The following is a 26,071-nucleotide window of genomic DNA, read 5'->3' on the forward strand; positions in this document are numbered from 1 at the left end:
CTGGAAGCGAGGTGATCGCGATGAGCAGGCCCAGGCAGGTGACTCGGGGCTGGACTGAGATCCACACCGGTGTCGCACTGTGTTTCGCGCTCGCGGTCACCGCGGGGCTTCTCGGCGGTACCGAGTCCGGGCTCATGCGGGTCGCGGTCCCCGCGCTCGCCCTGGTGTGTCTCGCGGCGGCACTGTTCTTCGATGCGTTCGTCGGGGTCGTGCTCGGTCTCGCCGCCGCCGCCGGCGCTGTTCTCCTGAAAAGGTCGCTGGGAGTGTGGGATCGCGAGCAGTTCTCGCTTGCCGTCGCCACAGCGGCGTGCCTTCTGGTCCTGGGCTGGGCGGCTGGTTTCGTCGGCACCAGGATCCGGCGCACGTTGCGCACGGCCGATGCGTCCGGCGCGGATGCCCGGCCCGTGTTCGGGGCGATGGGGCTGCTGGCGGAGGACCGTGCGCGGCCACGCCTCGACGACGAGATCCTGCGTGCTCGGGCACACCGCCGCTCGCTCGGGCTGATGATCGTGCACGTGCAGGTGATCGACCCGAACCTCGACGAGCCGGCGCGGCAGGCGGTGCACCGCGCGATCGCGCGCCTCGTCGAAAGCCTGTTGCGCGACGTCGACGTCCCGTTCGCGCTGTCGCCCGACGAGTTCGGCGCCATCCTGCCGGAAACCGATGCGGCACAGGGCTGGAGTGTCGTCGGGCCGCTCGTGGACGCGGCAGCCCGCTCGACCTTCACCGACCGCGCGGCCGGTGGCAGGCGGAGCGTCTCGGACTGTGCCGAGATCTCGGCCGGCCTCGCTTTCCTGTCCGGCGAGGACTCGGAAACGGACGGCGCCGACGCGATGATCGCGCGCGCCCGAGCCGCACGTGGAGCGCAGGTGATGGTGTGACCCGCGCAGCGATCGCACTGGGTCTGCTCGTCGTGATCGGCGCGGTGCTCCTGTTCTACTGGGCGATGTCCGTACGCGGGCACCAGCGCAGGCTTCGTCAGCTCGACGTCCGTGTGCACGTCAACGGAATTCGCGGCAAGTCGACCGTCACGCGCCTGGTCGGGGGTGTGCTCCGGGAAGGCGGCTACGTGACGGTCGGGAAGACGACCGGGAGTGCTGCACGCGTGATCGGCCCGCACGGTGAGGAGACACCGATCTTCCGCAGGGGCGCGGCCAACATCAACGAGCAGATCGACATCGTGGCCGAGCACATCCGTCCCGACGTCGAGGCTCTCGTGATCGAGTGCATGGCGGTTCGTCCGCTCTACCAGCAGTACTCGCAGGACTACATGGTCCGGTCGGACGTCACGATCATCACGAACGTGCGCGAGGACCACCAGGAGGAGATGGGCGAGACCCTCGAGGAGATCGCCGACTCGATGGCCGTGACGATCCCGCGCGGTGGCGTGGTGATCACGGCCGAGGACCGCCCGTACCTCCGGGAACGTCTCCGCAAGCGTGCCGAGGAGCGCGGCTCCGTGCTGGTGTACGCGGATCCGGAGAGTGTCGACGACGAGGACATGCGCGGGTTCGACTACCTGCAGTTCAAGACGAACGTCGCGATCGGTCTGACGATCGCCCGGCTGTGCGGGGTGAGCAGGCAGGCCGCGCTCGAGGGCATGTGGAAGTCGGTGCCCGACATCGGCGTCGTGCGGCTGCGGTCCTACGACGTGCGCGGCAAGTCGGTGCTGTGGGTGCCGATGTTCGCCGCCAACGACCGGGAAAGCGTCAAGCTCACGTTCGAGACGCTGCAGGCGCAGTTCCCGCCGGGGGCGACCGTGATCGGCATCCTCAACAACCGGCGCGACCGCGGCAGGCGGGCGGAGCTGTTCGCGCACATGGTGCCCGACGATCTCTCCGGATACCTGGATCACGTCGTCACGTTCGGGGCGTACGAGGACACGGTCACCAAGACGATGGTCGAGCGGGGCTACGGCCGCGACCGCATCCATCGGATGGGTGACACCGTGCAGCCGACGCTCGATCAGATTCTCGACAAGGTCGCCGACCTGATCGACGGGCCCAGCGGCGTCCTGGTCGGAATGATCAACATCCACACCGAGCAGGCCGAACTGCTGATCGACCATTTCCAAGAGCTGCGCGGCGCGGAACACCGCAACGAGATCGACGAGTCGCGCGACCCACGACGGGCGGCGATCGGGGTGTCGCGGCTGCGCCGCGCCGGAGCGCACCAGCCGCGTGTCGCCGCGCCCGCGGAAGTCACGGAAGAGGCTGGACGACTGAATGTTTGAGTACGACTTCGCACCCGAGGTCGTCCGTCTCGCGCTCGTCGCAGGTGTCGTCCTGAGCATGCTCTTCTACGAGCGTGTCCAGCTCACGACCGGCGGCGCGATCGTGCCGGCCTATCTCGCGCTCAGCATCACCGCGCCCCTCGCGATCGTCGTGACGGTCGGCGTCGGGTACCTGACCTACCTCGTCGTCAGCGTGCTCCTGGCGAAGAAGCTGATTCTCTACGGGCGCCGAAAGTTCGAGTGGGAGATGCTCGTCGGCCTGGCGCTGATCCTGATCTGCACCGTGGTCGCCGGTGCGCTGGGCACATTCGATCCGATGTTGTTCGCCCTCGCAGGTATCGGCTTCCTCGTCCCCGGCATCATCGCGCACGACATGTCCAGGCAGAAGCCGCTGCGGACCGTGCTCGCGATCGCCGCCACGACGTTGATTCTGGTTGGTTTCCTCGTCCTGGTCTCGTCGCTCATGTCGATCGCGCCCGGTGACGACAGCAGTGACACCGTGCGGCTCGCAGGCGTTCTCGGGTACCCCCGCGAACTGCTGCTGCTCGCGGTCGCGCTCAGTGTCGCGGTCGGCATGCTGGTATTCGCGAAGCTGGGTCTACGCTCGGGCGGATTCATCACCGGCGCCTATCTCGCACTCGTGAGCCCGCGCTGGCCGGACCTGGTCTTCGTGATCGTCGTCGCCGTCGTGACGTGGTTCATCGTCGTCAAGCTGCTGATGCCCAACCTGTTGATGTTCGGCCGCCGCAAGCTTTCGACCATGGTGCTCGTCGGCGCGATCGTCAGTTGGAGCGCGGAACTCCTGGTCACCTGGATGACGCACGGCGACTACATCCCGTGGCGCGGGCTGACCGTCGCGACGCTCATGGTGCCGGCGCTGCTCGCGAACGACGCGCAGCGGCAGGGATGGGATCGCACCGTGTGGGGTGCGACGCTCACCGCGGTCGGCGTCTACGCGGGCACCAATTTCCTGGCAGCGGCAGGCATCGCCGCCGGCCTGCTGTGACCGCGAGAGAGGAAGGCACTTCGTGGACGACAACGACACACGCGGCAGACGTATCCGTCGCTGGGTACTGCCGATCGGGGCGACGGCGGTCGTGCTCGGCGTGGCTGCGACCGCTGCACTGCAGCTACCCGAGAGTGCGGTGCCCGACGACGTCGACTACGACAAGGCGGCGCACGGGACGGTCGTCGACGAGGCTGGCACGCCGATCGAGGGGGCCAGCGTGCGCGTCGGTGGCGAGGTCGTGCGCAGCGCCGACGACGGCACGTTCACCTTGCCACTGTCCTCGGCTGCGCTCGCGTCCGCCGAAGCCGACGACCACCTCGCACGCACACAGGCGGTCGAGCCGGGCGAGACCGCTCGGATCGTATTGACCTCGCGGGCAGTGGAATCCACGGCGCTCCGGTTCGGTGGCGACGTCATGTTCGGCGACGGCTTCTACCGGCCCTCCGGCGACGCACCCGCGCAACTCGGCGAGCACGCCGACGCCGCCCAGCACGCCGACCTGCTGTCCGGCATCGCTCCGCTGCTGCAGGATTCGGACCTGTCGCTCGTCAACCTGGAATCTCCGCTCGTCGACGATCCGTCCCGGGCGGGGGACCAGCCGCGACCGCCGCAATTCCATCCGACCAAGCCGAGCGTCGTCGCGTCGGCGCGCGAAGCCGCCGAGGCGTTGCGCATGTCCGGCGTCGACGTCGTGTCGCTTGCGAACGACCGCGTATTCGACGCGCGCGAAACCGGAATGGAGAGCACGCTGTCCGCGCTCGACGATGCCGGAATCGTCCACTTCGGCGCCGGACGCACGGAAGACGACGCGTGGGCACCTGCCGTCGTGCCCGGCCGCGCCGGCAACGTCGCGTTCGTCGGATGTACCACCGTCGACGGTGAGAAGACCCCGGTGCCCTACGTCGCGGACGACGACCGCGGCGGCGCCGCAGAGTGCTCGACGAAGAAGATCGAAAGGGCGGTGCGCGACGCCAAGGGCAAGGCCGACACCGTGGTCGTGGCGATCCACGGCGGCAGCCAGTACCAGCGCGAGCAGTCGCCCACGGTACGGCGCATGTCCGATGCCGCCGCGGCGGCGGGCGCGGCGGTGGTCGCAGGCGGGCACCCGCGCGTGACCGGCGGCGTGCGCACGGTGGGTGATTCGGTGATCGCGGAGTCGACAGGCAGCCTGCTCGACGACAGGCCACGCTGGGAGTCGTCGCCGTCGCAACTGCTGCGGGTCGACGTGCGGGGCGGCAGGCCGGTGCACACCAGTGTCGACCCCGTGATGATCGAGGAATCACGGCCGGTGCCCGTCGTGGGCTCGCTCGCCGATGCGGCGTCGCGGATCACCGCAGGCTCGGTCGAGGGGGCTGCGCGATTCGGTGGTCCCGGGGTCGAGGTCGCGACGCAACCGCGCGGATTCGTCCGCGAAGCCGACGTCGCGTTGCCGGTCGGTGAGCCGCACCGCGTGGCATCGGGTTGGTCCGTGCGGGACGCGCCGCCCGGAGTCCGAGTGGGCAACGACATCCTGTGGGGTTCGGGGCGTTTCGAGGACCAGGACACCGACCCGTCGGCGAAGGGCGTCAACCTCTGGGAACTGGGCAAGGCTGCTCGCACGACCGTGACGGCGGCGTGTGCAGACGCGCGTGACCGTGACACCGAAGGCGACGGCACGTCCGAAGGCAAGGGCCTCGAGCTCGTGCGCAGCCCGAAGAGTACGCAGGACGTCTACGCGACCCCCGGGCGGCGAGTCGGAGTCGAACCGGGGCAGCAGCTGTCGTTGCTCGCGGACGTCCGCTCGGCGTCGCCCGGTTCGGAGCTCGAGCTCCGGTGGTACGACGGCTTCTCGGGTAGGAGTGTCGGCGCTGTCGAGGTGCCGGTTCCGGAGGGCGACCGGGCGAGTGCCGACTGCACGCAGGTCCGGCTCGACGCCGTCGTGCCACCCGGCGTGGTCGCGGCGCAGCCGTTCGTTCGTCTGCGACCGCCGGACGATTCGCTCAGCGGGCCGCGGCTCGCGGTCGACGACGTCCGACTGGTCGCATGGTCGCCTGCCGGATCGAGCGGCCGTCGCTTCGATACCGTGGAGGCGGCACAACCGGCGACCGTCCGCTTCGGTGACGACCGAGGGGGCGGGTCCGGACCCCTCGTCGGAAACGGAGCGGGAATCGAATGAACGCTGTCCACCGCGCGCTCGTTCGGGGCGTCGCGGCGGTCGCGGCCGTGTCGACGGTCGCGTCGTGCTCCGAGCAGGACACCCCTCGCGAGCCCGAACGTCTCGGCGCACTGGTCGACCGTGTCGTCGCCGCGTCCCCGGACCGTGAGTCGACGAACTACGTTCCGCCTTCTCCCGGGGCGGCGCAGGCGGTCGCGGCAGGGGTCGCCGAACTCCTCGACACCGGTAGCACCTCGCTCGACTCGTACGACCTCGAACCGGTGTCGATCTCCGGTGGCAATGCCGAATCGGGCGGCGAGTCGCCGGGCGTCTCGGCGCTCGTCGAGCAGGGGAAACCGACGGCGGGCAACGGCCTGTACGTCGTGCGGGACGTGACCTCGCCGCTCGTCGTGCAGATTCCGCATCCGGTGGCCGACAAGAACACCGAGCACATGGGGGCGCAGCTCTTCTCCGAAACCGATGCGCGCATGCTCATGATGGCGGGCGCGCACCGCCGCGCAGGCGACGACAGCGCCGACGTCGCGCATCGCAGCGACACGACGTTCGCGGCCGTCAACGATGCCGTCGTGCAGAAGGGGACGACGGTCGTGCAGATCCATGGTTTCTCGTCGGACAACCACGACAGTGGCAAGAAGGACGACGACTTGGGCGAGGTGGTGCTGTCGAGCACCGTCGACCAGCCGTCGCCGGTCGTGCGCCGACTCGCCGACGACCTCGAGGACAACGGCTTCGACACGTGTACGTACGACGGCAAGAAGTGTGCCGCGCTCGCCGCGACCACGAATGTGCAGGCGATCTCCGCCCGTGCGCGTGGCGCGGACTTCGTCCACATCGAAGTCGACCAGGACATCAGGAACGACAGGTCCGAACGCCGTGAGCTGATGCGCGTGATCGCCGAGTCGCTCCGTGCCTCGGGCGTCGGGTAGACGTCACGCGTAGAGCGGGACTGGCAGTTTCGCCGAGAGGGCGGTTTCCCCGGAAGTTACTCGAACGATGTCTGCGGAACCTCCCGTTCGCCGCGGGGAACGGGAGGTTCCGGCCCGAGGAGGCCACGAACGACACACGTGACCGGAACACGTGCCGCATTACGCGTGCAGCACGGCGTCTTTCGGCTTGCGGACGAACAGGCACGCGGCGATGAGAACGAACGACACGAGCCCGCCGACGAGGAACACGGCCCGCACACCCTCGGTGACGGCCTCCGGCGACGTCTCGGGTGCGCTCGAGCCTGCGGCGACGACCGTCATGACGGTGACGAACAGTGCCGTCCCCGCGGCGCCCGCCACCTGCTGGAAGGTGCCGACGACTGCCGAGCCGTGCGCGTACAGGTGCTCGTCGACGGCGCCGAGGCCGGACGTCATGAGCGGAGTGAATGTGGCCGCGAGGCCGAGGCACAGCAGCGTGTTGGCGACGAGCAGGTACCCGATGCCCGTGGACGTCGACACGGCCGTGAGCATCCATACGGCCGCGCTGACGAGGATCGCGCCGGGCACGACGAGGACACGTGGGCCTCGCCGGTCGTAGATGCGGCCGATGAGCGGACCCGCGAGCCCCATCAGGAGACCGCCGGGGAGCGTGATGAGACCGGTTTGGAGCGGATCGAGGACGAGCACGGTCTGTGCGAAGTACGGGATGATGATGAACGTGCCCATCATCGTCGCCATGCCGAGCAGCATCGCGACGACGGCGATCGAGAACTGGCCCGCGGCGAACACTCGCAGGTCGAGCAGTGCGCGGTCGTGTCGCTGCAACCGGAGCTGCCGCGCGACGAAGCCCGCCATCGCGGCCGCGCCGACCACGAACGGCACCCACACCGGCACGCCGCTGCCGCCCTCGGCCGACTCGCCGACGCCCGCGAGGCCGTAGACGAGGCCGCCGAAACCGAGCACCGCGAGGGGAACCGACACGAGATCGACGCGCGCGGACGTCGTTTCCGACACGCTGACGACATAGCGGGCACCGAGCACGAGTGCGGCAACGGCGATGGGCGCGACCAAGCCGAAGATCCATCGCCAGCCGAAATGGTCCAGGACGAACCCGGACATCGTGGGACCGAGGGCGGGTGCCACCGCGATCACGATCGAGATGTTGCCCATCATCGCGCCGCGTCGCGCGGGCGGGACGATCGTCATGATCGTGGTCATCAGCAGCGGCAACATGATCGCGGTGCCGCATGCCTGCACGACGCGCGCGAGCAGCAGCACCGCGAAGCCGGGTGAGACGAAGGCGAGGAGCGTTCCGCCGGTGAACAGCGACATCGCGAGAACGAAGAGGGTGCGCGTGGGGATGCGCTGGATCAGGAAGCCGGTGAGGGGGATGACTACGGCCATCGTGAGCATGAACGCGGTGGTGAGCCACTGGCCGACGCTCGGCGCGACCCCCAGTTCGGTCTGGAGCACGGGAATCGCGACGCTCATGACCGTCTCGTTGAGCACGACGACGAACGCCGCGACCAACAGCACCGCGATGAGCAGCACGTGTGGACGGCTGAGCCGTTCGGCGTGCGGGGGCGATTCGGCCCGTGGCTCGGCCGGCGACATGTCGGCGGGTGTGGTCAGGGCGTGGTCGGGCACGTCGGCGCCTTTCGTACGGGGTTGACGCGGTGTTCGACAGGTCCGACCGCGCGCAGGTAGGGAAACGAAACTATCTGTCGGTACCGACTCGACGCGAACGGTTTTCTCGCCGGGCGTCCCGATTCCAGCAGTGTGGGATGGGTCACAGCTGCGCATAGGTAGCGTGACGATCCTGCAGATGTGCACTGCCGGGCGCACATTCGGCTGTTACTCTCACTCGGTCAGTCTCGTGTCGGCTCGGACCAGAAGGACCTTTTCGATGGTGAAACGTGGTGTTCGGACTCTCGTACTGGGTGTGGTTGCGGTTCTGCTGTCCGGCTTCACAGCCGTCTTCTCCGGCAGCGCCGTCGCACATGCGGACTCGACCCTCACGTACGTGCACTCCGCCTCCATGGGCAAGGACATCCCGGTCAAGGTGCTCCGCGCGGCAGGCGGCGGCCCGGCCCCCACGCTCTACCTCCTCGACGGTCTGCGGGCACCCGACAACGACAACGGCTGGCTCATCAACACGAATGTCGAGCAGTTCTTCGCCGACAAGCACGTCAACGTCGCGATCCCGTTCGGCGGCGGCGGCTCCTTCTACACCGACTGGGACCGCGACGACCCGAAGCTCGGCCGTCAGAAGTGGGAGACCTTCCTGACGCGCGAACTGCCGGGCGTCATGGCAGGCCAGTTCGGCAGCGACGGTGTCAACAACGCCATCGCGGGCCTGTCGATGAGCGGCACGTCGGCGCTCACGCTCGCATCGAAGCACCCCGATTTCTACAAGGCCGTCGCGTCGTTCAGCGGCTACCCGACGGCCGCGACGCCCGGTTTCGCGCAGGGCATCCAGATGTCGGTTGCCGAGATGGGCGGCGATCCCACCAACATGTGGGGCTTCTGGCCGTCGCCGCGCTGGTTCGAGAACGATCCGCTCACCAACGTCGGCGCACTGCGGGACAAGGGTGTCTACATCTCGGCCGGCCTCGGCTCGCCCACGAGTGATCCGTCGGTCAACCCGCTGAGCCCGGAATTCGACCCGGTGTGGTTCGCGCAGATGGTGCCGCTCGAGATGGCCGCAGGCATCAGCAGCCAGACGTTCGTGCCTGCTGCCCAGCTCGCGGGTGCGCGCGTCCAGACGCACATCGAGGGCAACGGCATCCACTGGTGGAACTACTGGCAGGACCGGCTCTACGAGGCGTGGTTCGGCACGATCGCACCGAGCATCGGGGCCTGACCGGACGGGTGCGGCGGCGGGAAGCCGAACGTCGCCTGCACCCTCAGCCATTCGGCGACCATGCCGCACCCCGTCGTCCCGCGCCGATCGAACGGTTCGGTCGCGTACGACACATGCCGTCCGCCGCGCGGATTGCGCACCACGAGCTTCCGCCAGCGCAGCGTGCGCGGCAGATAGCCCGCCACCTCGCGTGCCGCGGTGCGGAGCCGGCGCACGTCGCGCACCCATTGCCGTGGATGCACACGAGTCTTCGGCGAGTTCTGCATGCGGTGGCCCCGCAGTGCGCGCCACGTTTCGCGTCGCCACCTGCTCCGGTCCTCCCACGACATCCATGCCGTGAGGTCCGCGACGTCGCGGACGAGGCTGTCGTCGCTCGCGTTGCAGATCATGTCCCGCGGGTGACCGACCCACAGCACAGGGATCGGCGGCAACGCAGGTCCGTCGCCCGCCACACCTCGGCGCCGATCGTCCGCCGACACCGGCTGCTGCGGATCCGACACGAGCGCGGCGCCCACGACGTGTTCACCCACGGGCTCGCCGTCCGCGCGCAGCCCCAGTACGTGCCGCACGACGGTGCAGCCCTGCGAGTAGCCGAGCAGGACCACCGGCCCGGCGGTGTCGTCGAGTGCGGCGCGCAGGTTCGCGACGCCTGCAGCGACGCTGTCACGGAAGCTCGAGCCACCGGTCGCGACCGGTCCGTACGACGCGGGATAGCCGACCCAGCGCGCCGCGAATCGATCGTCGAGAGCGTGCGTCACGGCGTGCAGCATTCCCGTCACCGCATGCCGGGCGTCACCCGGATACGACTCGCCGGTTCCACCGACCGCCAGCACCGTCACCTCGACTGCCACACCACCAGGCTGCCGCCCGAAGCTCGGACGAAGATGACGGGACGCTGAGAAGCGCATGAGAGCCGCCGCGGGTGCGGTGTCAGCGCAGGTGCGCCGTGCCCACGCGGGCGATCCCCGGCAGGGCGAAGGCGGCGGGTCCTGGCGCGCGATAGTCACCGAGCCGGCGCTCGACGTGCGCGGTGATCGCCGCGCGTGTCGTTTCGTCGAGCGCGTCGAGCGCCGACGCGATCGATCCGTGCAGCGCCAGTGTGCGTTCCCACCACGACGGGAAGGACAGGCCGTGCACGACGACGTCGACGTCGTGCACCTCGCTGTGTGCGAAGGCGGGAACGGACAGCAGCGACTCGAGCGCCCCGGCGGAACCGAATGCGAACACGTCGCGGGCGCGCGGCGGCGCGGAACCCGACACCGCGTCGAACGCGTCGAGAACGACGCCCAACCACGGGTTGTCGGCGCGCGGGCCCCACACCGCGACCGCGAGTCGGCCACCCGGCCGCAGGACCCGCACCATCTCGTCGATCGCGGCGGCAGCCGAGCCGGGTTCGGTGAGCAATCCGAACCGGCACACGACGGCATCGAACTCGGACGCGGGCACGTCAAGGTCGGTGAGCACGAGGATCCGGGTCGACACCTGCGTGAGGCTGCGGCGCGTCGCACGCTCCTGGGCGGCTGCGACGAGCACAGGCACGCGGTCGCCGATCACGACGTGCCCGCGTTTGCCGACCCGTTCCGCTGCGGCCAGTCCGACACCCGCCGTGACACCCGCGACGTCGAGCACCGACTCGCCGTCCGCGGGCGCCGCCGCGCCGAGCATCGCCGAGGTGACGGGTGCGAGCTCGTCGTCGATCACGTCCGCATACCGGATCCAGGCAGGGCCTTCGTCGAATGCAGGCCTTTCGTGGAACGCTGCCATGCCATTCAGGCTATGTCGCCGCCCGCGGACGCACACGGCACTTCGACGGCGCTGTCTCACCGGTGGCGCTGTCTCACCGGTCGCGCTGTTTCACCGGTCGCGCTGTCTCACCGGTCGTGCTGTCACATTCCGGAATGCGGCTTCGTCTCCCATTCGAGAAGCACTCGACCGGATCACGAAGGAGAACGCCATGGCTCGCATCGCAGGAGTCGCGCCGCAGGACGCGAACCCGTTGGTCAAGCTCGCCTACAAGTTCGCGCAGCGCAGGTACGGCGTCGTACCCGAACCGTTCGCGGTGAGTGCGCACCATCCGAAACTGTTCTTCGCCGCCGCGGTCGCCGAACTGGCCGACGAGAAGGCCGCGACCGTCCTGCCGAGCAATGTCCGCGAGATCGCTGTCTACCGCGTCGCGTGGACCGTCGGCTGCTCCTGGTGCGTCGACTTCGGCGCGATGTTGCAGCGGCTCGACGGCCTCGACATCGAACGCCTGCGCGACATCGCGGACTATCGCACCTCGCCGCACTACTCGGACGACGAGCGTGCCGCGATCGCCTTCGCCGACGCGATGACCGCGACGCCGACGACCGTGACCGACGAGCAGGTGAGCGAGCTCGTCGCACGGTTCGGCACGGCCGGAGCCGTCGAACTCGCCCACGAGATCGGGCTGGAGAACCAGCGTGCGCGCACGTACTCGGCGCTCGGCATCACCGACCAAGGATTCAGCACCGACGCGTGCCGCGTGCCGTGGGCGACCGACGCGGATGTCAGTGCTGCGGCGGCCGTCGCGCCTGTGCAGGATTGAGCCGCCCGGACCCCGGCGGCCCGGACTCCGGCCGTGCGGCCTCGGGCAGGAGGATGCCCCCGAACTTTTCGGGGTTCGCGACGTCGTAGGACGCACAGACCCGCCCGTCGCGTACCGCGTAGCCCGTGATGCGCGGCGCGATCGGCGGGTGCGTGCCGTCGCCCTCGACCATGCCGCCGTAGAAACCCAGACGGCCGTTGACGAGGACGGGAGTGCGGGTCATCAGTGCCTCCACGCCGTACATGCGGGTGAGTCCCACGAAGAAGCGCGCGAACTTCTCCGGGCCACGGATCACATTGGGTGCGGTCTTGGTGGTGCCGTTGGCGTCTCCGATGGAGACGACGTCCGGGTCGAGCGTACGGACGATCCGGTCGAGGTCGCCCGAGGCGAGTGCCTCGACGAGACGCTGCACCGCGTCGGCGTGCTCGGCGGGCGATGCGGGCGGCGGGGTCGACGCGGCCGCTCGGCGGCCCCGCGACGCGAGTTGGCGGGCAGCGGCGGGGGACACCCCGAGCAGCGCGGCGACCTCGGAAAACGGCACCGAGAACGCATCGTGCAGTACGAACGAGACACGCTGGGCCGGCGGCATCGCATCGAGCACGACCATCGCCGCCAGGTGGGCGTCCTCGTCCCGCACGACCGACTCGAGCGGGTCGTCGCTGCGTGCGCCCCCGAGGTCGGTGACGATCGGTTCGGGCAGCCACTGCCCGATGTAGCTCTCGCGGCGCACCGCCGCCGAACGCAGGTGGTCGAGGCAGAGCCGTCCGACGACCGTGGTGAGCCACGCCCGCAGGTTGTCGATGGATTCGTCCACGCGGTCGAGCCGCAGCCACGCCTCCTGCACGGCGTCCTCGGCGTCGGACACATTGCCCGTCAGCCGATACGCGACACCCAGCAGGTACGCGCGGTGCTCCTCGAACGTGCTCGCGTCGACGGTCACGAGAATCGAGTCTAGGTCCGTCGCGCGTGCGAGTGGCCGCGACGCGGTCAGGTCGGATGAGCGCGATGACAATGCGCGTCGCCGCAGGTCTACTTTTCGACGGGCGGCGAGCGCCGCCGTCGGAACAGGAGCAACTCATGTCGGATGTCCAAGGCCCCGCGTCGTACTTTCCCTCGATCGAGAAGAAGTACGGCAGGCCGATCGAGCACTGGCAGCAGATCATCCGTGCGGCAGGTCCGCGTCGGCACATGGAACTGGTCGCGATGCTGAAGAACGAGCACGGCATCGGCCACGGACACGCGAACGCCCTTGTCGCGCACACTCTTCGCGAGGACTCCGGCGGCGCGTGAGATCGTGGCCGGATGGGTTTCACGCGCGCCGAACTCGAGTCGTACCGGGACACGCTCGTTCCCGATCTGATCGGACCTGGCTGCACGCTGCTCGTCGTCGGGATCAACCCGGGGCTGTGGACCGCCGCCGTCGGCGCGCATTTCGCCCGGCGGGGCAACCGGTTCTACCCCGCGCTGTACGAGGCGGGGATCGTGGACCGGCGGATCGACGCGTCGAACGGGATGTCCGACGACGATCGGGAACTGCTCGTGTCCCGTGGAGTCGGCATCACGAACCTCGCGCCGCGCGCGACGGCTCGTGCCGACGAACTGACCGCCGACGAGTTGCGTGCGGGCCGGGCACGACTGCACGAGACCGTCGCGCGGGTGTCGCCCCGCGTCGTCGCGGTACTCGGGATCAGCGCGTACCGCACCGCGTTCGGTGTGCCTCGCGCACGGGTCGGGAAGCAGGACAACGACATCGAGGGCGTTCAGCTGTGGGTGGTGCCGAATCCGAGCGGGCTCAACGCGCACGAGAGCGTCGCGACGCTCGCACGCTGGTACGCGACGGCCGCTCGTGCCGCCGGGATCTCGCTTCTCGGCTCGGAGGGCGGCTGAGCGAGACCGTCCGAAAGTAGGAGGGCCCCCATTTCGCGTCCGGCTAGAGTAACGTCATGTCCTTTTTGTACAACTTGTTCGTGGTCTGCCACATGCTCGGTCTGGCGGCCCTGGTCGGTGGCTATTTCGTGGTGCTGCGCGCCCCACGTGTCACGGAAACGATCGTGTGGGGTGCCCGCATCCAGTTCCTGTCCGGGCTGATTCTCGTCGGCCTGGGCGAAGGTGCGCTCGACAAGGATTACGACCACGTCAAGATCGCGGTCAAGCTGGTCGTGTCGCTCGTCGTGCTGGCGCTCGCCGAGATGACGCGAGGCAAGCAGAACCGTGCCACCGAGACTCCCGCGGACGGTGCGCCCGCACAGGCGGCGGTCGCGGTGGTCAACCCGAACATGGTGCACGCGATCGGTGTCCTCGCGATCGTCAACGTGTTCGTCGCCGCCCTCTGGAACTGACCGCACCCGCTCGTGAGCACTCTGCGAGTCCAGGGACTCGCAGAGTGCTCACGGCTCACATGCCGGGACGTTTGCCGATCGTGAGCGTCACCTCGCCGGTGTGCGCGAAGAAGTCGTTGCCCTTGTCGTCGACGACGATGAACGCGGGGAAGTCCTCGACCTCGATCTTCCACACCGCTTCCATGCCGAGCTCTTCGTACTCGACGATCTCGACCTTCTTGATGCAGTCCTGCGCGAGACGCGCGGCCGGGCCGCCGATCGACCCGAGGTAGAAGCCGCCGTGCGCGTCGCACGCGTCGGTGACCTGCTTCGAGCGATTGCCCTTCGCGAGCATCACCATCGAGCCGCCCGCGGCCTGGAACTGCTCGACGTACGAGTCCATGCGGCCTGCCGTCGTCGGACCGAACGAACCCGACGGCATCCCGTCCGGCGTCTTGGCGGGTCCGGCGTAGTACACCGGGTGATCCTTGAGGTACTGCGGCATCTCCTCGCCGGCGTCGAGGCGCTCCTTGATCTTCGCGTGCGCGATGTCGCGTGCGACGACGAGCGGCCCGGTGAGCGACAGGCGGGTCTTGACCGGGTGCTTCGACAGCTCGGCGAGGATCTCCGGCATCGGCCTGGTCAAGTCGATCTTGACAGCCGCGCCCTTGCCGGTGCCCGAGATGCCGTCGGTGTCGGCGTCGAGCTGGGTGTCGGTGATCTCGGGCAGGAACTTGCCGGGGTTGAACTCGAGCTGTTCGAGGAACACGCCCTCGGGGGTGATCTTGGCCTTGGCCTGACGGTCCGCCGAGCAGGAGACCGCGATGGCGACGGGCAGCGACGCACCGTGCCGGGGGAGACGGACGACCCGGACGTCGTGGCAGAAGTACTTGCCGCCGAACTGCGCGCCGATGCCGATCTGCTGGGTGAGCTCGAATACGCGCTTCTCGAGTTCGTGGTCGCGGAACCCGCGGCCGGTGATCGCGCCTTCGGTGGGCAGCTCGTCGAGGTAGTGCGCCGACGCGTACTTCGCGGTCTTGAGCGCGAACTCGGCGGACGTGCCACCGACGACGATCGCCAGGTGGTACGGCGGGCACGCGGCGGTGCCGAGCGAGCGGATCTTGGCCTCGAGGAACTGCATCATCGAGTCCGGGTTCAGGATCGCCTTGGTCTCCTGATACAGGTACGACTTGTTGGCCGATCCGCCGCCCTTGGCCATGAAGAGGAACTTGTAGGCGTTCTCGTGGCCGGCCTGGGTGTCGGCGTACAGCTCGATCTGGGCGGGCAGGTTGGAGCCGGTGTTCTTCTCGTCCCACATGGTCAGCGGGGCGTTCTGCGAGTAGCGCAGGTTCAGCCGCGTGTAGGCGTCGTAGACGCCGCGCGCGATGGCTTCCTCGTCGTCGCCCGGCGTCAGGACGTGCTGGCCGCGCTTGCCCATCACGATCGCGGTGCCGGTGTCCTGGCACATCGGCAGGACGCCACCGGCGGCGATGTTGGCGTTCTTGAGCAGGTCGAGGGCGACGAACTTGTCGTTGTTCGACGCCTCGGGGTCGTCGAGGATCTTCGCGACCTGCTTCAAGTGATCGGTGCGCAGGTAGTGCGAGATGTCGTGCATCGCGGTTTCGGTGAGAAGCCGCATTGCCTCGGGCTCGACCTGCAGGAACGTGCGGCCGCCTGGCCCCTCTACGGTGGACACCCCCTCGGTGGTGAGCAGCCGGTACTCGGTGGGATCCTCACCAATGGGCAACAGGTCCTCGTAGAGGAAATCCGCCATCATCTTCTCCTGCAAGCACGCGTACGAAGGTCGGTTTCAGGTTAAACTGGCCGGTTTTCCCGCCCCTCGCAGGGTCGGCACGCAGGTGTGGCGTGCTTCTCGAGCAGAACCGGCACGGGTCCGTAAACTGGACGGGATGCAGCCGACACCCGCGACAGCCGACGGACCCGCCACCGAGACGCCGGGGAGCCTCGGCACCGAGAAGCAGTGGAGTCGGACGACCGCCTACATCGACATCGCCGTCGTGGTGGCCGTGCTGGTCGGCACCAATCTGATCGCCCACTTCACGACGACATGGGCGAGTATCGCGACGGTGCCCGTCGCCGCGGCGGTCCTCCTGGTGCTCACCCGCAGGCGCGGTCTGGGCTGGCACGAACTCGGACTGTCGCCGCGTCACCTCAAAAAGGGCACGCTGTACGCGCTCGCGGCCGTCGCCGCCGTCGTGACCGTCATCGCGATCGGTGCGGCGATCCCCGCGACCCGCCCGTTCTTCATGGCCGACCGCTACGCCACGATCTCGGGCGCACTCGTCGCGTCGATGGTCGTCATCCCGTTGCAGACCGTCATTCCGGAGGAACTCGCGTTCCGCGGCGCACTGCACGGCACGCTCGAACGCGCGTACGGCGCGCGCGGGGTGTTCGCGGCCGGGTCGCTGCTGTTCGGCCTGTGGCACGTCGCGTCGTCGCTCGGGCTCACCGCGGGCAATGCCGGACTGTCGGAGATCCTCGGTGGTGGGGTGCTCGGCCAGGCCCTCGGCGTCGCGGGCGCCGTGGTCGCCACCGGCCTCGCCGGTCTCGTGTTCACGTGGCTGCGCAGGCGCAGCGGCAGCCTGATCGCCCCGATCGCACTGCACTGGTCGCTCAACGGTCTCGGTGCTCTCGCCGCGGCCCTCGTCTGGCACGTCACGCTGGGCTGACACCTGCCGTCACAGGCCGCGGACCTCCGCCGCGGCGAGACCGCGGAACCCGGCGAGCCGCTGAGCCTGCTCGGTCACGCCGTCGCGGGCCGCACCGCGCAGCGTCGTCCACGGCGTCACCTCGACGGTCAGCGTGCGCCCGGCCTTCCGTGGGCGCCACACACCCACGATCTCGCCGTCCACGGTGATCGCGCCCGGCCGTCCGAGCGTCGGCCACAGCTGCTTGGCATGCGCCGCATCCGGGACGAGGAGTCCCCGATCGCGCAGCTGCAGATACGGATCGAACGGGCCGAGCAGGTGCACCGAATTGTTCGTCTCCGGCGAGTCGAGGAGCAACGGTATGTCGTCGGCGAGCATCCAGCGCCGCTCACCGTCGACGGTGACCGACTGGGCATCGGCGGGCCAGTGCGCCTTGACGTCGCGCACGGGCGCGTCGAGATACGCGGCGACCGTCTTCGGGTCGCTCGGACCGTAGAAGTGCAGATACCCACGGATGACGTCGAACCGTGGGTCGCGCACCCCGGACGCGAACGGCTCGATATCCCAGCCGGCGATGCGTTCGAGTACCGGGGGAGAAGTGCCGGGTCGTAGTGCGAGTCCCGCGTGCAGCGCGGCGAGGCGGAACGGCTGCTCGTACACGTGCACGGCATCGCACGGACGGCAGAATCGTAGATACGGCTCCGGCAGCCGTGCGGTGAGCTGCGCCGACACCTCGCCCTTCACTGTCGGGGTGCGCACGATGTCGCGCATCTCGCGCGCCACGACGCGCAGGGCGTCGAGCGCGGTGATACCCGCCGCCTTCAGGGGGCGGTTCGCGTCGAAGATGCGTTTGGCCGCGTCGGCGTCCGAAAAAGGCGCCGTGGCCACCGCGACGGCTGGTAGATCGCGGCGGCGGTAGTAGTGCGGTGCGCCGCGCAGCGTCCACACGAGGGCGAGGCCGTCGTCGCTTTCCGTACCGCCCCCTTCCTCGTCGTCGGTCTGCACGGAGGGGGTCACCGCGTAGCCGCGCTGACACAGGGCCCAGCGCGCACCGTCCGGACCGGTGTTCTGAATGCCCAGGTCGAGCAGGGCGCACCCAGCCGGTGCGTGCTGCTCCGCGGTTGTCGGCGGCTCCCGGTCGAGTTCGTGGGCGCGTACGCGCCAGCGCACGACCTGTTTCCGCGTCGTCGAGGTCACGTACCGGAGTATCGCGCCTCCGCGTCGATTCTGCGCGCCGGTCGGCCCCACACACCGCGCTTCACGCTCTATCGTCCGAACACAGGACCACGTGCAGTGCTCGACCGGACGAAAGGGGCCTTCCATGACCCGCAGGACAACCCTTCGCAAGACCGCCGTCGCGAGTGTCGCGGCGGTGTCCATCGCTCTCGCAGGTGCCGCGTGCTCGGACGATTCGGGCAACGACTCCGGCAACGGCGGCGAGGCCACCAGCCAGGAACAGAACCACGACGAACATTCCACCGAAGGCGCGAAGAGCAGCATCGAGTCCGCGACCGACTCGGCTGGCGACTCGGTGCGCGACGGCGTCAACTCGGTGATCGAGAAGACACCCGTCACCTTCGACGCGGGCAGCGCCGAACTCGGCACGATGCAGGACGTGACGCTCACGGCGGTCGCGACGGCCTTGAAGACCGGCGACGACAAGGTCGAGATCAAGACGTACGCGAGCGGCGACGACGCGGACGCACTCGCCCAGGCGCGGGGTGACGCGGTCAAGGGCAAGCTCGTCGACGAGGGTGTTGCCGAGGATCGCCTCACGGTCACCGCGCAGGGCGACCCCGATTCGCCGGACGTCGACGTCGACAAGGTCGAATTCGTCGTCGGCGGCGAAGGCTGACCCGCCCGCCGGCCCCGGGCGGGACCAGCCGTCACCGCCCGCGGGCTGCTGCGGCATGCTTGTCGGCATGACCGCCACCGTTCCTCAGTACGTCGACCTGCTCTGGCCAGCGCTGCAGACGGCGATCGCATTGGGCGGATCGGCGTCCAACGACGAACTCGACAGCGCCGTCATCGAGCGCGAGGCATTGTCGTCCGAGGTGCAGGCCGTGCTGCACGGCGACGGCCCGAGCACCGAGATCGAGTACCGGCTCGCGTGGGCGCGCACCTATCTCAAAGGCATGGGTCTGCTGACGAACAGTCGCCGCGGCGTCTGGAGTGTCACCGAGAAGGGCCGCGAGGTCACCGAAAAGGACATCCGGCCGCTGCACGCCGAATTCTCGGCGGAGAATCGCAAGAAGAATGCGGCGCGCAAGTCGGCGCGTGCCGCGTCGCGTCGTGCGGCGTCGGCCGAGGACACGCCCGTCGAGGAGCCCGACGCCGCGATCGCGGAAGCCGAGAACGACGTCGACTGGAAGGACCGGCTGCTCGAGACGGTCCTGAAGATGTCGCCCGACGCATTCGAGCGGCTGATCCAGAGGTTGCTGCGCGAGGCGGGCTTCTCGAGTGCGTCGGTCACCGGCCGGAATGCCGACGGCGATGTCGAAGGCTTGGGGCTGTATCAGGTGTCGCTGCTGAGTTTTCCGGTGTTCTTCCAGTGTCGCCGCTACAGCGGCAGCGTCGAGGCCCGCGCGGTCCGCGATTTCCGCGGTGCGATGTCCGGGCGCGGCGAGAAGGGCCTGCTCATCACCACCGGCACGTTCACCGGCGACGCGCGGGCCGAGGCGAAGCGCGACGGCGCGCCGCCGATCGATCTCATCGACGGCGATCGGCTCTGCGAGCTGTTCAAGGAACACTCACTGGGCGTCACCACCCGCACCCGCGTCGTCGAGGACGTGGAGATCGAAACCGAGTACTTCACCTCGCTCGAACCGAAGTAGCGGCGCACACCGGGTTGCCGAAGTGGCCCACGAGGTGCGTGTGGCTGTGGTGCAATTCGATTCGTGCCTGTTTCACGACGCAACCTGTTCCGATACGCCGCAGCCGGTACCGCCCTCGCGGGCCTCGGCGCCGTCGGGGTACGCACGCCGCTCGCGGGCGCGCGGAGCCTCGGCACCCTGATCGACTACTCCGGCGGTGTGCCGTCGGCGTCCGCGATCGCCGAGGCCGGCTACGCGGGCGTCATCCGGTACGTGTCCGACCGCCGTCCGGGCGCCGAGTGGATGACCGGCAAGCCGATGCGCGCCGACGAAGCCGACGAACTCCGCGAGGCCGGGCTCGCCATCGTGTCGTGCTACCAGTACGGCAAGGGCGAGACCGCCGATTGGCGCGGCGGCTACCAGGCCGGGGTCGACCACGCGCAGCGTGGCCTGGAGCTGCACCGCGCAGCCGGCGGCCCGGACGACGTGCCGATCTACGCGTCGATCGACGACAATCCGAGCCCGATCGACTTCGCGACGATGATCGCTCCGTACCTACAGGGCTGGCACAGCGTGCTCGGCAAGGCGAACACCGGGGTCTACGCGAACTCCGTGACGATCGACCTCGCGCTCGTCGCGGGCCTCGGCTCGTGGTACTGGCAGCACGACTGGGGAACCCCGGAAGGCTACGTGCATCCCGCCGCGCATCTGCACCAGTTCGAGATCGACGAACGCAGCGTCGACGGCGTGGGCATCGACCGCAACTCGATCCTGAAATCCGCATACGGGCAGTGGTGAACTGCCTGACGGCAGTGTCGACGTGACGATCACGTCTGAGGCGACTCCTCGTCGTCCGACACCACGACGAGGCGGGGGCGCGTCGCAGGTGTGGCGCCGTCGCCCTTGAACGCCATGAACGATCGGCGCGACAGCGCGGAGAACGCGGAGCCGACGCTCGCGAACGACCCCGTGCTCAGCGCCGACGCGAACGACGTCATCGATCCGAAGGACAGGATCGACCCGAAGCTGCCGATCGACAGGATCGAGTACGCGGACCCGATCGACAGAATCGAGCCGACCGATCCGATCGACAGGATCGAGTGCGGGGACCGGGCGCGGTGGCGGAGTGCATTGTCGGATAGTCGAGGCATGCGCGCGGATACCACGCACGCACTCCGGATAAACGAACGGAGCGGGTCACCTGTCGAGGTGACCCGCTCCGTTGTGTGTCGAACTGTCAGGCGACGTGGAACATGCCGACGACCGGGAGGAACGAGCACGTGATGGGTGCTTCGCCCTCGGGCTGCGTCGTGATCTCGCCGGAGATGACCGCGAGCACGCGGCCCGAACCCGTGTGGCCGATGCCCGAGAGGGTGGCCGGGCCGTCGGGATTGATGCGCGCCTGGTTGGTGAGCGGCACATTGCCCCGCTGCTGCGTGTCGATGTTGATCCAGTCGACCGACAGGCCCTGCTGGTCGGTGGCGGGCGCGGTGCCGAGTGCGGTGAACACGAAACCGGCTTCGCCCGCGGCCGGACCCGGAGGAGGCAGGTGCGCCGGGCCGGGAACCGCGAGCGCGGTGCCGATCGCGTCGGAGTCCGGGCCGATGCAGCCCGCGCCGAGCGTGGGGTAGAGGAACTGCGCGATGACCGGGCCGTTCTGCGGGATGTCGGGGCCACCGCCGCCGCTCCCGTCGAGGAAGGTGATGACCCGCTCGAGCGTCGACTTGATCTCGGGCGGAATGCCCGGCGTGTCGAGGAGCGTGCGGACCTGGTCGAGAAGCGCCGTCTGACCGTCGGCGACGTCGGTGGGGCCCGCTGCTGCGCCGATGATCGCCGGCGCGAGCGACGCGAGTGCGTCGATCGGGACACCTTCGGGCACCGGGGGCGGGGTGGGCTGTGCGAATGCCTGTGCCGGCACCGCGAACGTGGCTGCCGCCGCTATCGCGAGGGCGGTGACGCCCCGGCGCATTCCTCGGGTTCGTAGCACGGTCTTCCCATCCTTCGGTCGTACAGCGCGGACGAAAATCCGGTCCACGTGTCATGGCTCGGGGCCGCTCGTCTGCAACGTCCCCCGGGGCGGCACGCCCGCACGGCGCCCGGTCCCGCAGGGAGTGTATGGCATAGCGATCCTTGTGGTGACTCGCTGGTGACCATACGACTACCCACGAGTTGTGTTCGGGGCTGGTGATGCAACTGTTACGGATGTGAACGGACTCCGTTACGGCGGAGCGGTCATCGGAGTGCGCCGGTGAGCACGAAGCGGTCACGGCAGTACGTCTAGGCTGTCTCGGACCCCTCGATGCGGAGCGGTGGGCGCGTGCCCTCGTGCTGTCATCGCCCGACGACCGACCGGGAGTGCACAGAACAGTGTCCGACCGCAGTACCTCCACTCCGGAAGCCGACGACTTCTTTCCGGGTGCAGGCGTGCGCGGCCGGGCAGGTGCGCGACTGCGCACCGTGCTGCGGTGGTCGCCCGTGCTGCTCGTGGTGTCGATCGCCGCGCGTCTCGTGTGGACGCTCGCGACGCCGAACGGCATGAACCTCGTCGACCTCCACGTGTACGTCGACGGGTCGGGCTCGCTGTTCGACGGCGACCTGTACGACTACACGTACTCGGAAGAGACGCCCGACTTCCCGCTGCCGTTCACGTATCCGCCGTTCGCGGCCCTCGTGTTCTACCCACTGCACTACCTACCGTTTCCGGTGGTCGGTGTCGGCTGGCAACTTCTCATCGCCGCGGCGCTGTTCGCACTGGTGTGGCTGAGCCTGCGCCTGCTGTTCGGCGAGCGCGTCCAGGGCAGGCGCTGGCTCGAACTCACCGCGGTCTGGACCGCGGTCGGGTTGTGGACCGAGCCGGTGCGCACCACTCTCGACTACGGCCAGGTCAACGTGTTCCTCGCGCTGGCGGCCGTCGGCGCCGCGAGTACGACGCGCTGGTGGCTCGCCGGTGGGCTCGTCGGCCTCGCGGCGGGCGTCAAGCTCACGCCCGCGGTCACCGGGCTGTATCTCGCCGGGCAGCGCAGGTGGGCAGCGGCGGTCGCGTCGGCCGTGACGTTCGCCGGCACGGTCGGTCTCAGTTACCTGCTCGTGGGCTCGGCCGCGCACGAATACTTCACGACTCTCCTCGGCGACGCCGACCGGATCGGCCCGGTCGGGTCGGTGTGGAACCAGTCGTTGCGCGGCGCGCTCAGCAGGCTCGTCGGGCACGACGTCGGCTCCGGACTCGCGTGGGCTGCGGCCGTTGCCGTGTCGGGTGTGCTCGCCGTGCTCGCGTGGCGCGCGATCGGCGCGGCGGACCGGCTCGGCACGCTGCTGATCGTGCAACTGTTCGGTCTGCTGCTCTCGCCGATCTCGTGGTCGCACCACTGGGTATGGGTCGTGCCGCTGCTCGTGTGGCTCGTGCACGGTCGCTACCGACACCGCCTGGGCGCCCGCATCCTCGCCGGCTACTGGCTCGTGACGTCCCTCGTGGGTGTCCCGTGGGTGCTGTCGTTCTTCCAGGACTCGATCTGGATCGTGTCGCGGCCCGGGCTGCTCGCGTGGATCGGCGCCGTCGACGTCCTCGGCGCGCTCGCGACGTTCGTGTGGCTCGCGTGGACGGAGCGCGGCGTGGGCGGCGCGAAGGGTGCGCGCCGAAGGGGAGAAGCGGGACTCACGAAGCGATCAGGTCGTCGATCTTCGACACCAGATCCAGATCCAGCTGTGTGATGCCGCCCGCGGAGTGTGTGGTGACGCGATAGGTGACCTTGCGCCAGCGGATGTCGATGTCGGGATGATGGTTCAGCTCTTCGGCGACCTCGGCGACTCTGCGCACGAGGTCGATCGCCGCGGGAAACGACTCGGATTCGACGGTGCGCGAGAGCTCGTCACCGCTGCGACGCCACCCGGGCCGCTCGGCGAGTCCCGCGTCGATCTCGCCGTCGGACAACAATTCGGCCATGAACCATGATGTGACGATGCCGCACGCACATGCAACGGGTCGGGCACATCCCGACGATCCGCGGGAAGTGGTGGCGGCGGCGATCGTCCGCGACGGACTGCTGCTCCTCGCGCAGCGCACCCGCCCGGCCGAACTCGCCGGGCTGTGGGAGCTGCCCGGCGGCAAGGTCGAGCCGGGCGAGCGGCCGTCGGCCGCGCTACGACGCGAGCTCGCCGAAGAACTCGGCGTCGACGCGCGCGCGCACGGCCGGGTGGGAGCCGACGTGCCGCTTCCGGGCGGCATGGTGCTGCGCGCGTATCGCGCCGAGCTCGTGGCAGGCGAGCCCGCCGCGCTCGAGCATGCGGCGGTGCGCTGGGTCGACCGTCCCGGACTCGAGGAGGCCGACCTCGTGCCCAACGATCGCGCCTGGCTGCCGGACCTGGTCGCGCTGCTGGAATCACCACCGCACGGTCGGCCACCTACGAGCGGGTAGGATGAGTCCGGCCGCGTATGCGTGGTCGGCCTGTTGCTCACCGTGGGAGGTCGCCCCCGCTGCACACTCCGGGACGAGCCCGGGGCGTGTGCCGAGCACGGCCGCCCACAGCCGCACGACGGTGCTCCTGCGTTCCTCCGCAAGCCCCGCGTGGCAAATCGACCCAGCCAGGAGAGCTCACGCGTGTCCACCACCAGCTTCCGTAACGTCGCCATCGTCGCGCACGTCGACCACGGCAAGACCACCCTCGTCGACGCGATGCTGCGTCAGTCGGGAGCATTCGCGGAACGCGCGGAACTCGTCGACCGCGTGATGGACTCGGGAGACCTCGAACGCGAGAAGGGCATCACCATTCTCGCGAAGAACACCGCCGTGCACCGCCACAACGCCGACGGCACGGTCACGGTCATCAACGTGATCGACACTCCCGGCCACGCCGACTTCGGTGGCGAGGTCGAGCGCGGCCTGTCGATGGTCGACGGTGTCGTGCTGCTCGTCGACGCGTCCGAAGGCCCGCTGCCGCAGACCCGGTTCGTGCTGCGCAAGGCGCTCGCCGCGTCGCTGCCGGTCATCATCGTCGTCAACAAGACCGACCGCCCCGACGCCCGCATCGAAGAGGTCGTCACCGAGAGCCAGGACCTGCTGCTCGACCTCGCGTCCGATCTCGACGACGCCGCCGCGACGGCCGCCGAGGCGATGCTGGACCTGCCCGTGCTGTACGCCTCGGGCCGTGAGGGCAAGGCATCCACCGAGCAGCCAGCGGACGGCCAGGCACCCGCCGCCGAGAACCTCGATGCGCTGTTCGACGTGCTGATGGAGCACATCCCGGCCCCCAAGGGCGACGTGTCCGCACCGCTGCAGGCACACGTCACCAACCTCGACGCGTCCGACTTCCTCGGCCGTCTCGCGCTCGTGCGCATCCACAACGGTGAGCTGCGCAAGGGCCAGACCGTCGCGTGGATGCACGAGGACGGCGTCAAGAACGTCAAGATCACCGAACTGCTCGCCACCGAAGGCGTCGAGCGCCATCCGGCCGAGTCGGCCGTCGCGGGCGACATCGTCGCCGTCGCCGGCATCCCGGAGATCATGATCGGCGACACGCTTGCCGACTCGGAGAATCCCGTCGCGCTTCCGCAGATCACCATCGACGAGCCCGCCATCTCGATCACGATCGGCACCAACACGTCGCCGCTGGTCGGACGAGTGCAGGGGCACAAGCTCACCGCGCGCATGGTCAAGGCGCGTCTCGATGCCGAACTCGTCGGCAATGTGTCGCTGCGGGTCGTCGACATCGGACGGCCCGATGCGTGGGAGGTCCAGGGGCGTGGCGAGCTCGCGCTCGCGATCCTCGTCGAGCAGATGCGCCGCGAAGGCTTCGAGCTCACCGTCGGCAAGCCGCAGGTCGTCACGCGCCAGATCGACGGCAAGGTCCACGAGCCGTACGAAGAGCTCACCATCGACACTCCCGAGGAACACCTCGGCTCGATCACGCAGCTGCTCGCCGCGCGCAAGGGCAAGATGGTGCAGATGAACAACCACGCCGCCGGCTGGGTGCGCATGGAGTTCATCGTGCCGTCGCGCGGACTCATCGGCTTCCGCACCGACTTCCTCACCGAGACCCGCGGCACCGGCATCGCGAACGCGGTCTTCCACGGCTACGCGCCCTGGGCGGGCGAGATCCGGGCCCGGCACACCGGTTCGCTCGTGTCCGACCGACAGGGCACCGTCACTCCGTTCGCGATGATCCAGCTCGCCGACCGCGGCACCTTCTTCGTCGAGCCCGGTGCCCAGACCTACGAGGGCCACGTCGTCGGTATCAACCCGCGCGCCGAAGACCTCGACATCAACGCCACCAAGGAGAAGAAGCTCACCAACATGCGGTCGGCGACGGCCGACGCGACGGAGACCCTCGCGAAGCCGATCGAGCTGACCCTCGAAGGCGCGATGGAGTTCTGCGCCGCAGACGAGTGCGTCGAGGTGACGCCGGAGATCGTCCGCGTCCGCAAGCTGCACCTGAACGCCACCGAGCGTGCGCGCGAGCGTTCACGCGCCAAGCAGCGCGACAAGGCAGCGCTCTAACCTGCCTTCGGCGGCGGGTCCGCGGCAA

Annotated in this window: 26 protein-coding genes; 17 read left to right on the forward strand and 9 right to left on the reverse strand. The window is 69.1% G+C overall.

Going from position 1 to position 26,071, the window contains the following annotated elements:
• Positions 1 to 20: 20 nt before the first annotated feature.
• From HCA44_RS13615 to HCA44_RS13635, 5 genes are read left to right on the forward strand one after another with little or no spacing between them, the layout of a single operon-like run.
• Positions 21 to 881: a GGDEF domain-containing protein gene (locus HCA44_RS13615; protein ID WP_169649196.1), complete on the forward strand. Its 861-nt coding sequence runs from the start codon at positions 21 to 23 to the stop codon at positions 879 to 881.
• Complete coding sequence (gene pgsB, locus HCA44_RS13620) at positions 878 to 2,233, forward strand: poly-gamma-glutamate synthase PgsB (RefSeq protein WP_169649198.1); 1,356 nt, start codon at positions 878 to 880, stop codon at positions 2,231 to 2,233. The genes HCA44_RS13615 and pgsB overlap by 4 nt, the downstream gene beginning before the upstream one ends.
• Positions 2,226 to 3,239 (forward strand): poly-gamma-glutamate biosynthesis protein PgsC/CapC, encoded by a 1,014-nt coding sequence (locus HCA44_RS13625; RefSeq protein WP_169649200.1) that lies wholly within the window; start codon positions 2,226 to 2,228, stop codon positions 3,237 to 3,239. The genes pgsB and HCA44_RS13625 overlap by 8 nt, the downstream gene beginning before the upstream one ends.
• 22 nt (positions 3,240 to 3,261) lie before the next feature.
• A complete protein-coding gene (locus HCA44_RS13630; protein ID WP_169649202.1) occupies positions 3,262 to 5,397 on the forward strand; it encodes a CapA family protein in 2,136 nt (711 codons plus the stop codon).
• The gene (locus HCA44_RS13635) at positions 5,394 to 6,323 is read left to right on the forward strand and encodes a hypothetical protein (RefSeq protein ID WP_169649204.1); all 930 of its coding nucleotides are present in this window, start codon (positions 5,394 to 5,396) and stop codon (positions 6,321 to 6,323) included. Before HCA44_RS13630 ends, HCA44_RS13635 begins: the two co-directional genes overlap by 4 nt.
• 159 nt (positions 6,324 to 6,482) lie before the next feature.
• Here the strand turns inward: HCA44_RS13635 and HCA44_RS13640 are convergent, their stop codons facing one another.
• Complete coding sequence (locus HCA44_RS13640; protein WP_169649456.1) at positions 6,483 to 7,937, reverse strand: MDR family MFS transporter; 1,455 nt, start codon at positions 7,935 to 7,937, stop codon at positions 6,483 to 6,485.
• A gap of 292 nt (positions 7,938 to 8,229) precedes the next feature.
• Between HCA44_RS13640 and HCA44_RS13645 the strand changes: the two genes are divergently transcribed.
• Positions 8,230 to 9,186 (forward strand): alpha/beta hydrolase family protein, encoded by a 957-nt coding sequence (locus HCA44_RS13645; RefSeq protein WP_169649206.1) that lies wholly within the window; start codon positions 8,230 to 8,232, stop codon positions 9,184 to 9,186.
• Here HCA44_RS13645 and HCA44_RS13650 read toward each other — a convergent pair.
• Positions 9,141 to 10,037 (reverse strand): PE-PPE domain-containing protein, encoded by an 897-nt coding sequence (locus HCA44_RS13650; protein WP_346764708.1) that lies wholly within the window; start codon positions 10,035 to 10,037, stop codon positions 9,141 to 9,143. The two genes, HCA44_RS13645 and HCA44_RS13650, sit on opposite strands and share 46 nt — an antisense overlap.
• A 79-nt stretch (positions 10,038 to 10,116) precedes the next feature.
• Positions 10,117 to 10,950 carry a methyltransferase domain-containing protein gene (locus HCA44_RS13655; RefSeq protein WP_169649210.1) on the reverse strand — a complete coding sequence of 278 codons (834 nt, stop codon included), beginning with the start codon at positions 10,948 to 10,950 and terminating at the stop codon, positions 10,117 to 10,119.
• A 190-nt stretch (positions 10,951 to 11,140) separates the two neighbouring features.
• On the opposite strand from HCA44_RS13655, the gene HCA44_RS13660 reads away from it, so the two are divergent.
• Positions 11,141 to 11,752, forward strand: a complete 612-nt coding sequence (locus tag HCA44_RS13660) for a carboxymuconolactone decarboxylase family protein (protein ID WP_169649212.1) — start codon at positions 11,141 to 11,143, stop codon at positions 11,750 to 11,752.
• On the opposite strand, the gene HCA44_RS13665 is transcribed toward HCA44_RS13660, so the two are convergent.
• On the reverse strand, positions 11,715 to 12,692 hold the full coding sequence (locus HCA44_RS13665) for a sigma-70 family RNA polymerase sigma factor (RefSeq protein WP_346764709.1): 978 nt from the start codon (positions 12,690 to 12,692) through the stop codon (positions 11,715 to 11,717). The two genes, HCA44_RS13660 and HCA44_RS13665, sit on opposite strands and share 38 nt — an antisense overlap.
• 137 nt (positions 12,693 to 12,829) lie before the next feature.
• Here HCA44_RS13665 and HCA44_RS13670 point away from each other — a divergent pair, with 137 nt between their 5' ends.
• The 3 genes from HCA44_RS13670 to HCA44_RS13680 are packed head-to-tail and all read left to right on the forward strand — an operon-like array spanning position 12,830 to position 14,091.
• On the forward strand, positions 12,830 to 13,042 hold the full coding sequence (locus tag HCA44_RS13670; RefSeq protein ID WP_169649214.1) for a DUF4287 domain-containing protein: 213 nt from the start codon (positions 12,830 to 12,832) through the stop codon (positions 13,040 to 13,042).
• Positions 13,043 to 13,054: 12 nt separating this feature from the next.
• On the forward strand, positions 13,055 to 13,639 hold the full coding sequence (locus HCA44_RS13675; RefSeq protein WP_169649216.1) for a mismatch-specific DNA-glycosylase: 585 nt from the start codon (positions 13,055 to 13,057) through the stop codon (positions 13,637 to 13,639).
• A gap of 56 nt (positions 13,640 to 13,695) precedes the next feature.
• Positions 13,696 to 14,091: a hypothetical protein gene (locus HCA44_RS13680; protein WP_169649217.1), complete on the forward strand. Its 396-nt coding sequence runs from the start codon at positions 13,696 to 13,698 to the stop codon at positions 14,089 to 14,091.
• A 55-nt stretch (positions 14,092 to 14,146) separates the two neighbouring features.
• On the opposite strand, the gene HCA44_RS13685 is transcribed toward HCA44_RS13680, so the two are convergent.
• A complete protein-coding gene (locus tag HCA44_RS13685; protein WP_169649219.1) occupies positions 14,147 to 15,844 on the reverse strand; it encodes a fumarate hydratase in 1,698 nt (565 codons plus the stop codon).
• Between the two features lie 136 nt (positions 15,845 to 15,980).
• Between HCA44_RS13685 and HCA44_RS13690 the strand changes: the two genes are divergently transcribed.
• Positions 15,981 to 16,760: a CPBP family intramembrane glutamic endopeptidase gene (locus HCA44_RS13690; RefSeq protein WP_169649220.1), complete on the forward strand. Its 780-nt coding sequence runs from the start codon at positions 15,981 to 15,983 to the stop codon at positions 16,758 to 16,760.
• A 9-nt stretch (positions 16,761 to 16,769) separates the two neighbouring features.
• Here HCA44_RS13690 and HCA44_RS13695 read toward each other — a convergent pair whose 3' ends face one another.
• On the reverse strand, positions 16,770 to 17,936 hold the full coding sequence (locus HCA44_RS13695; RefSeq protein ID WP_346764710.1) for a winged helix DNA-binding domain-containing protein: 1,167 nt from the start codon (positions 17,934 to 17,936) through the stop codon (positions 16,770 to 16,772).
• Positions 17,937 to 18,060: 124 nt separating this feature from the next.
• Here HCA44_RS13695 and HCA44_RS13700 point away from each other — a divergent pair, with 124 nt between their 5' ends.
• The 3 genes from HCA44_RS13700 (at position 18,061) to HCA44_RS13710 (ending at position 20,350) form a co-directional block, all read left to right on the forward strand.
• A complete protein-coding gene (locus tag HCA44_RS13700) occupies positions 18,061 to 18,594 on the forward strand; it encodes an OmpA family protein (protein ID WP_169649224.1) in 534 nt (177 codons plus the stop codon).
• A 55-nt stretch (positions 18,595 to 18,649) separates the two neighbouring features.
• Entirely contained in the window at positions 18,650 to 19,573 is a 924-nt protein-coding gene (locus HCA44_RS13705) for a restriction endonuclease (protein ID WP_169649226.1), read from the forward strand.
• Between the two features lie 63 nt (positions 19,574 to 19,636).
• Positions 19,637 to 20,350 carry a DUF1906 domain-containing protein gene (locus HCA44_RS13710; protein ID WP_169649228.1) on the forward strand — a complete coding sequence of 238 codons (714 nt, stop codon included), beginning with the start codon at positions 19,637 to 19,639 and terminating at the stop codon, positions 20,348 to 20,350.
• Positions 20,351 to 20,379: 29 nt separating this feature from the next.
• Here the strand turns inward: HCA44_RS13710 and HCA44_RS13715 are convergent, their stop codons facing one another.
• Positions 20,380 to 20,703 (reverse strand): hypothetical protein, encoded by a 324-nt coding sequence (locus HCA44_RS13715; protein ID WP_169649230.1) that lies wholly within the window; start codon positions 20,701 to 20,703, stop codon positions 20,380 to 20,382.
• A gap of 86 nt (positions 20,704 to 20,789) precedes the next feature.
• A complete protein-coding gene (locus HCA44_RS13720) occupies positions 20,790 to 21,521 on the reverse strand; it encodes a hypothetical protein (protein ID WP_169649460.1) in 732 nt (243 codons plus the stop codon).
• 455 nt (positions 21,522 to 21,976) lie between these two features.
• Here HCA44_RS13720 and HCA44_RS13725 point away from each other — a divergent pair, with 455 nt between their 5' ends.
• Positions 21,977 to 23,260: a mannosyltransferase gene (locus HCA44_RS13725; protein ID WP_346764726.1), complete on the forward strand. Its 1,284-nt coding sequence runs from the start codon at positions 21,977 to 21,979 to the stop codon at positions 23,258 to 23,260.
• Here HCA44_RS13725 and HCA44_RS13730 read toward each other — a convergent pair.
• A complete protein-coding gene (locus HCA44_RS13730) occupies positions 23,205 to 23,492 on the reverse strand; it encodes a 4a-hydroxytetrahydrobiopterin dehydratase (protein WP_169649232.1) in 288 nt (95 codons plus the stop codon). The genes HCA44_RS13725 and HCA44_RS13730 overlap by 56 nt on opposite strands.
• A 16-nt stretch (positions 23,493 to 23,508) precedes the next feature.
• On the opposite strand from HCA44_RS13730, the gene HCA44_RS13735 reads away from it, so the two are divergent.
• The gene (locus HCA44_RS13735; protein WP_169649464.1) at positions 23,509 to 23,964 is read left to right on the forward strand and encodes an NUDIX domain-containing protein; all 456 of its coding nucleotides are present in this window, start codon (positions 23,509 to 23,511) and stop codon (positions 23,962 to 23,964) included.
• A 183-nt stretch (positions 23,965 to 24,147) separates the two neighbouring features.
• Complete coding sequence (gene typA / locus HCA44_RS13740) at positions 24,148 to 26,043, forward strand: translational GTPase TypA (RefSeq protein WP_169649234.1); 1,896 nt, start codon at positions 24,148 to 24,150, stop codon at positions 26,041 to 26,043.
• Positions 26,044 to 26,071: the final 28 nt, after the last annotated feature.

The organism is Rhodococcus sp. HNM0569, assembly GCF_012726205.1.
Classification (GTDB): domain Bacteria; phylum Actinomycetota; class Actinomycetes; order Mycobacteriales; family Mycobacteriaceae; genus Rhodococcus_F.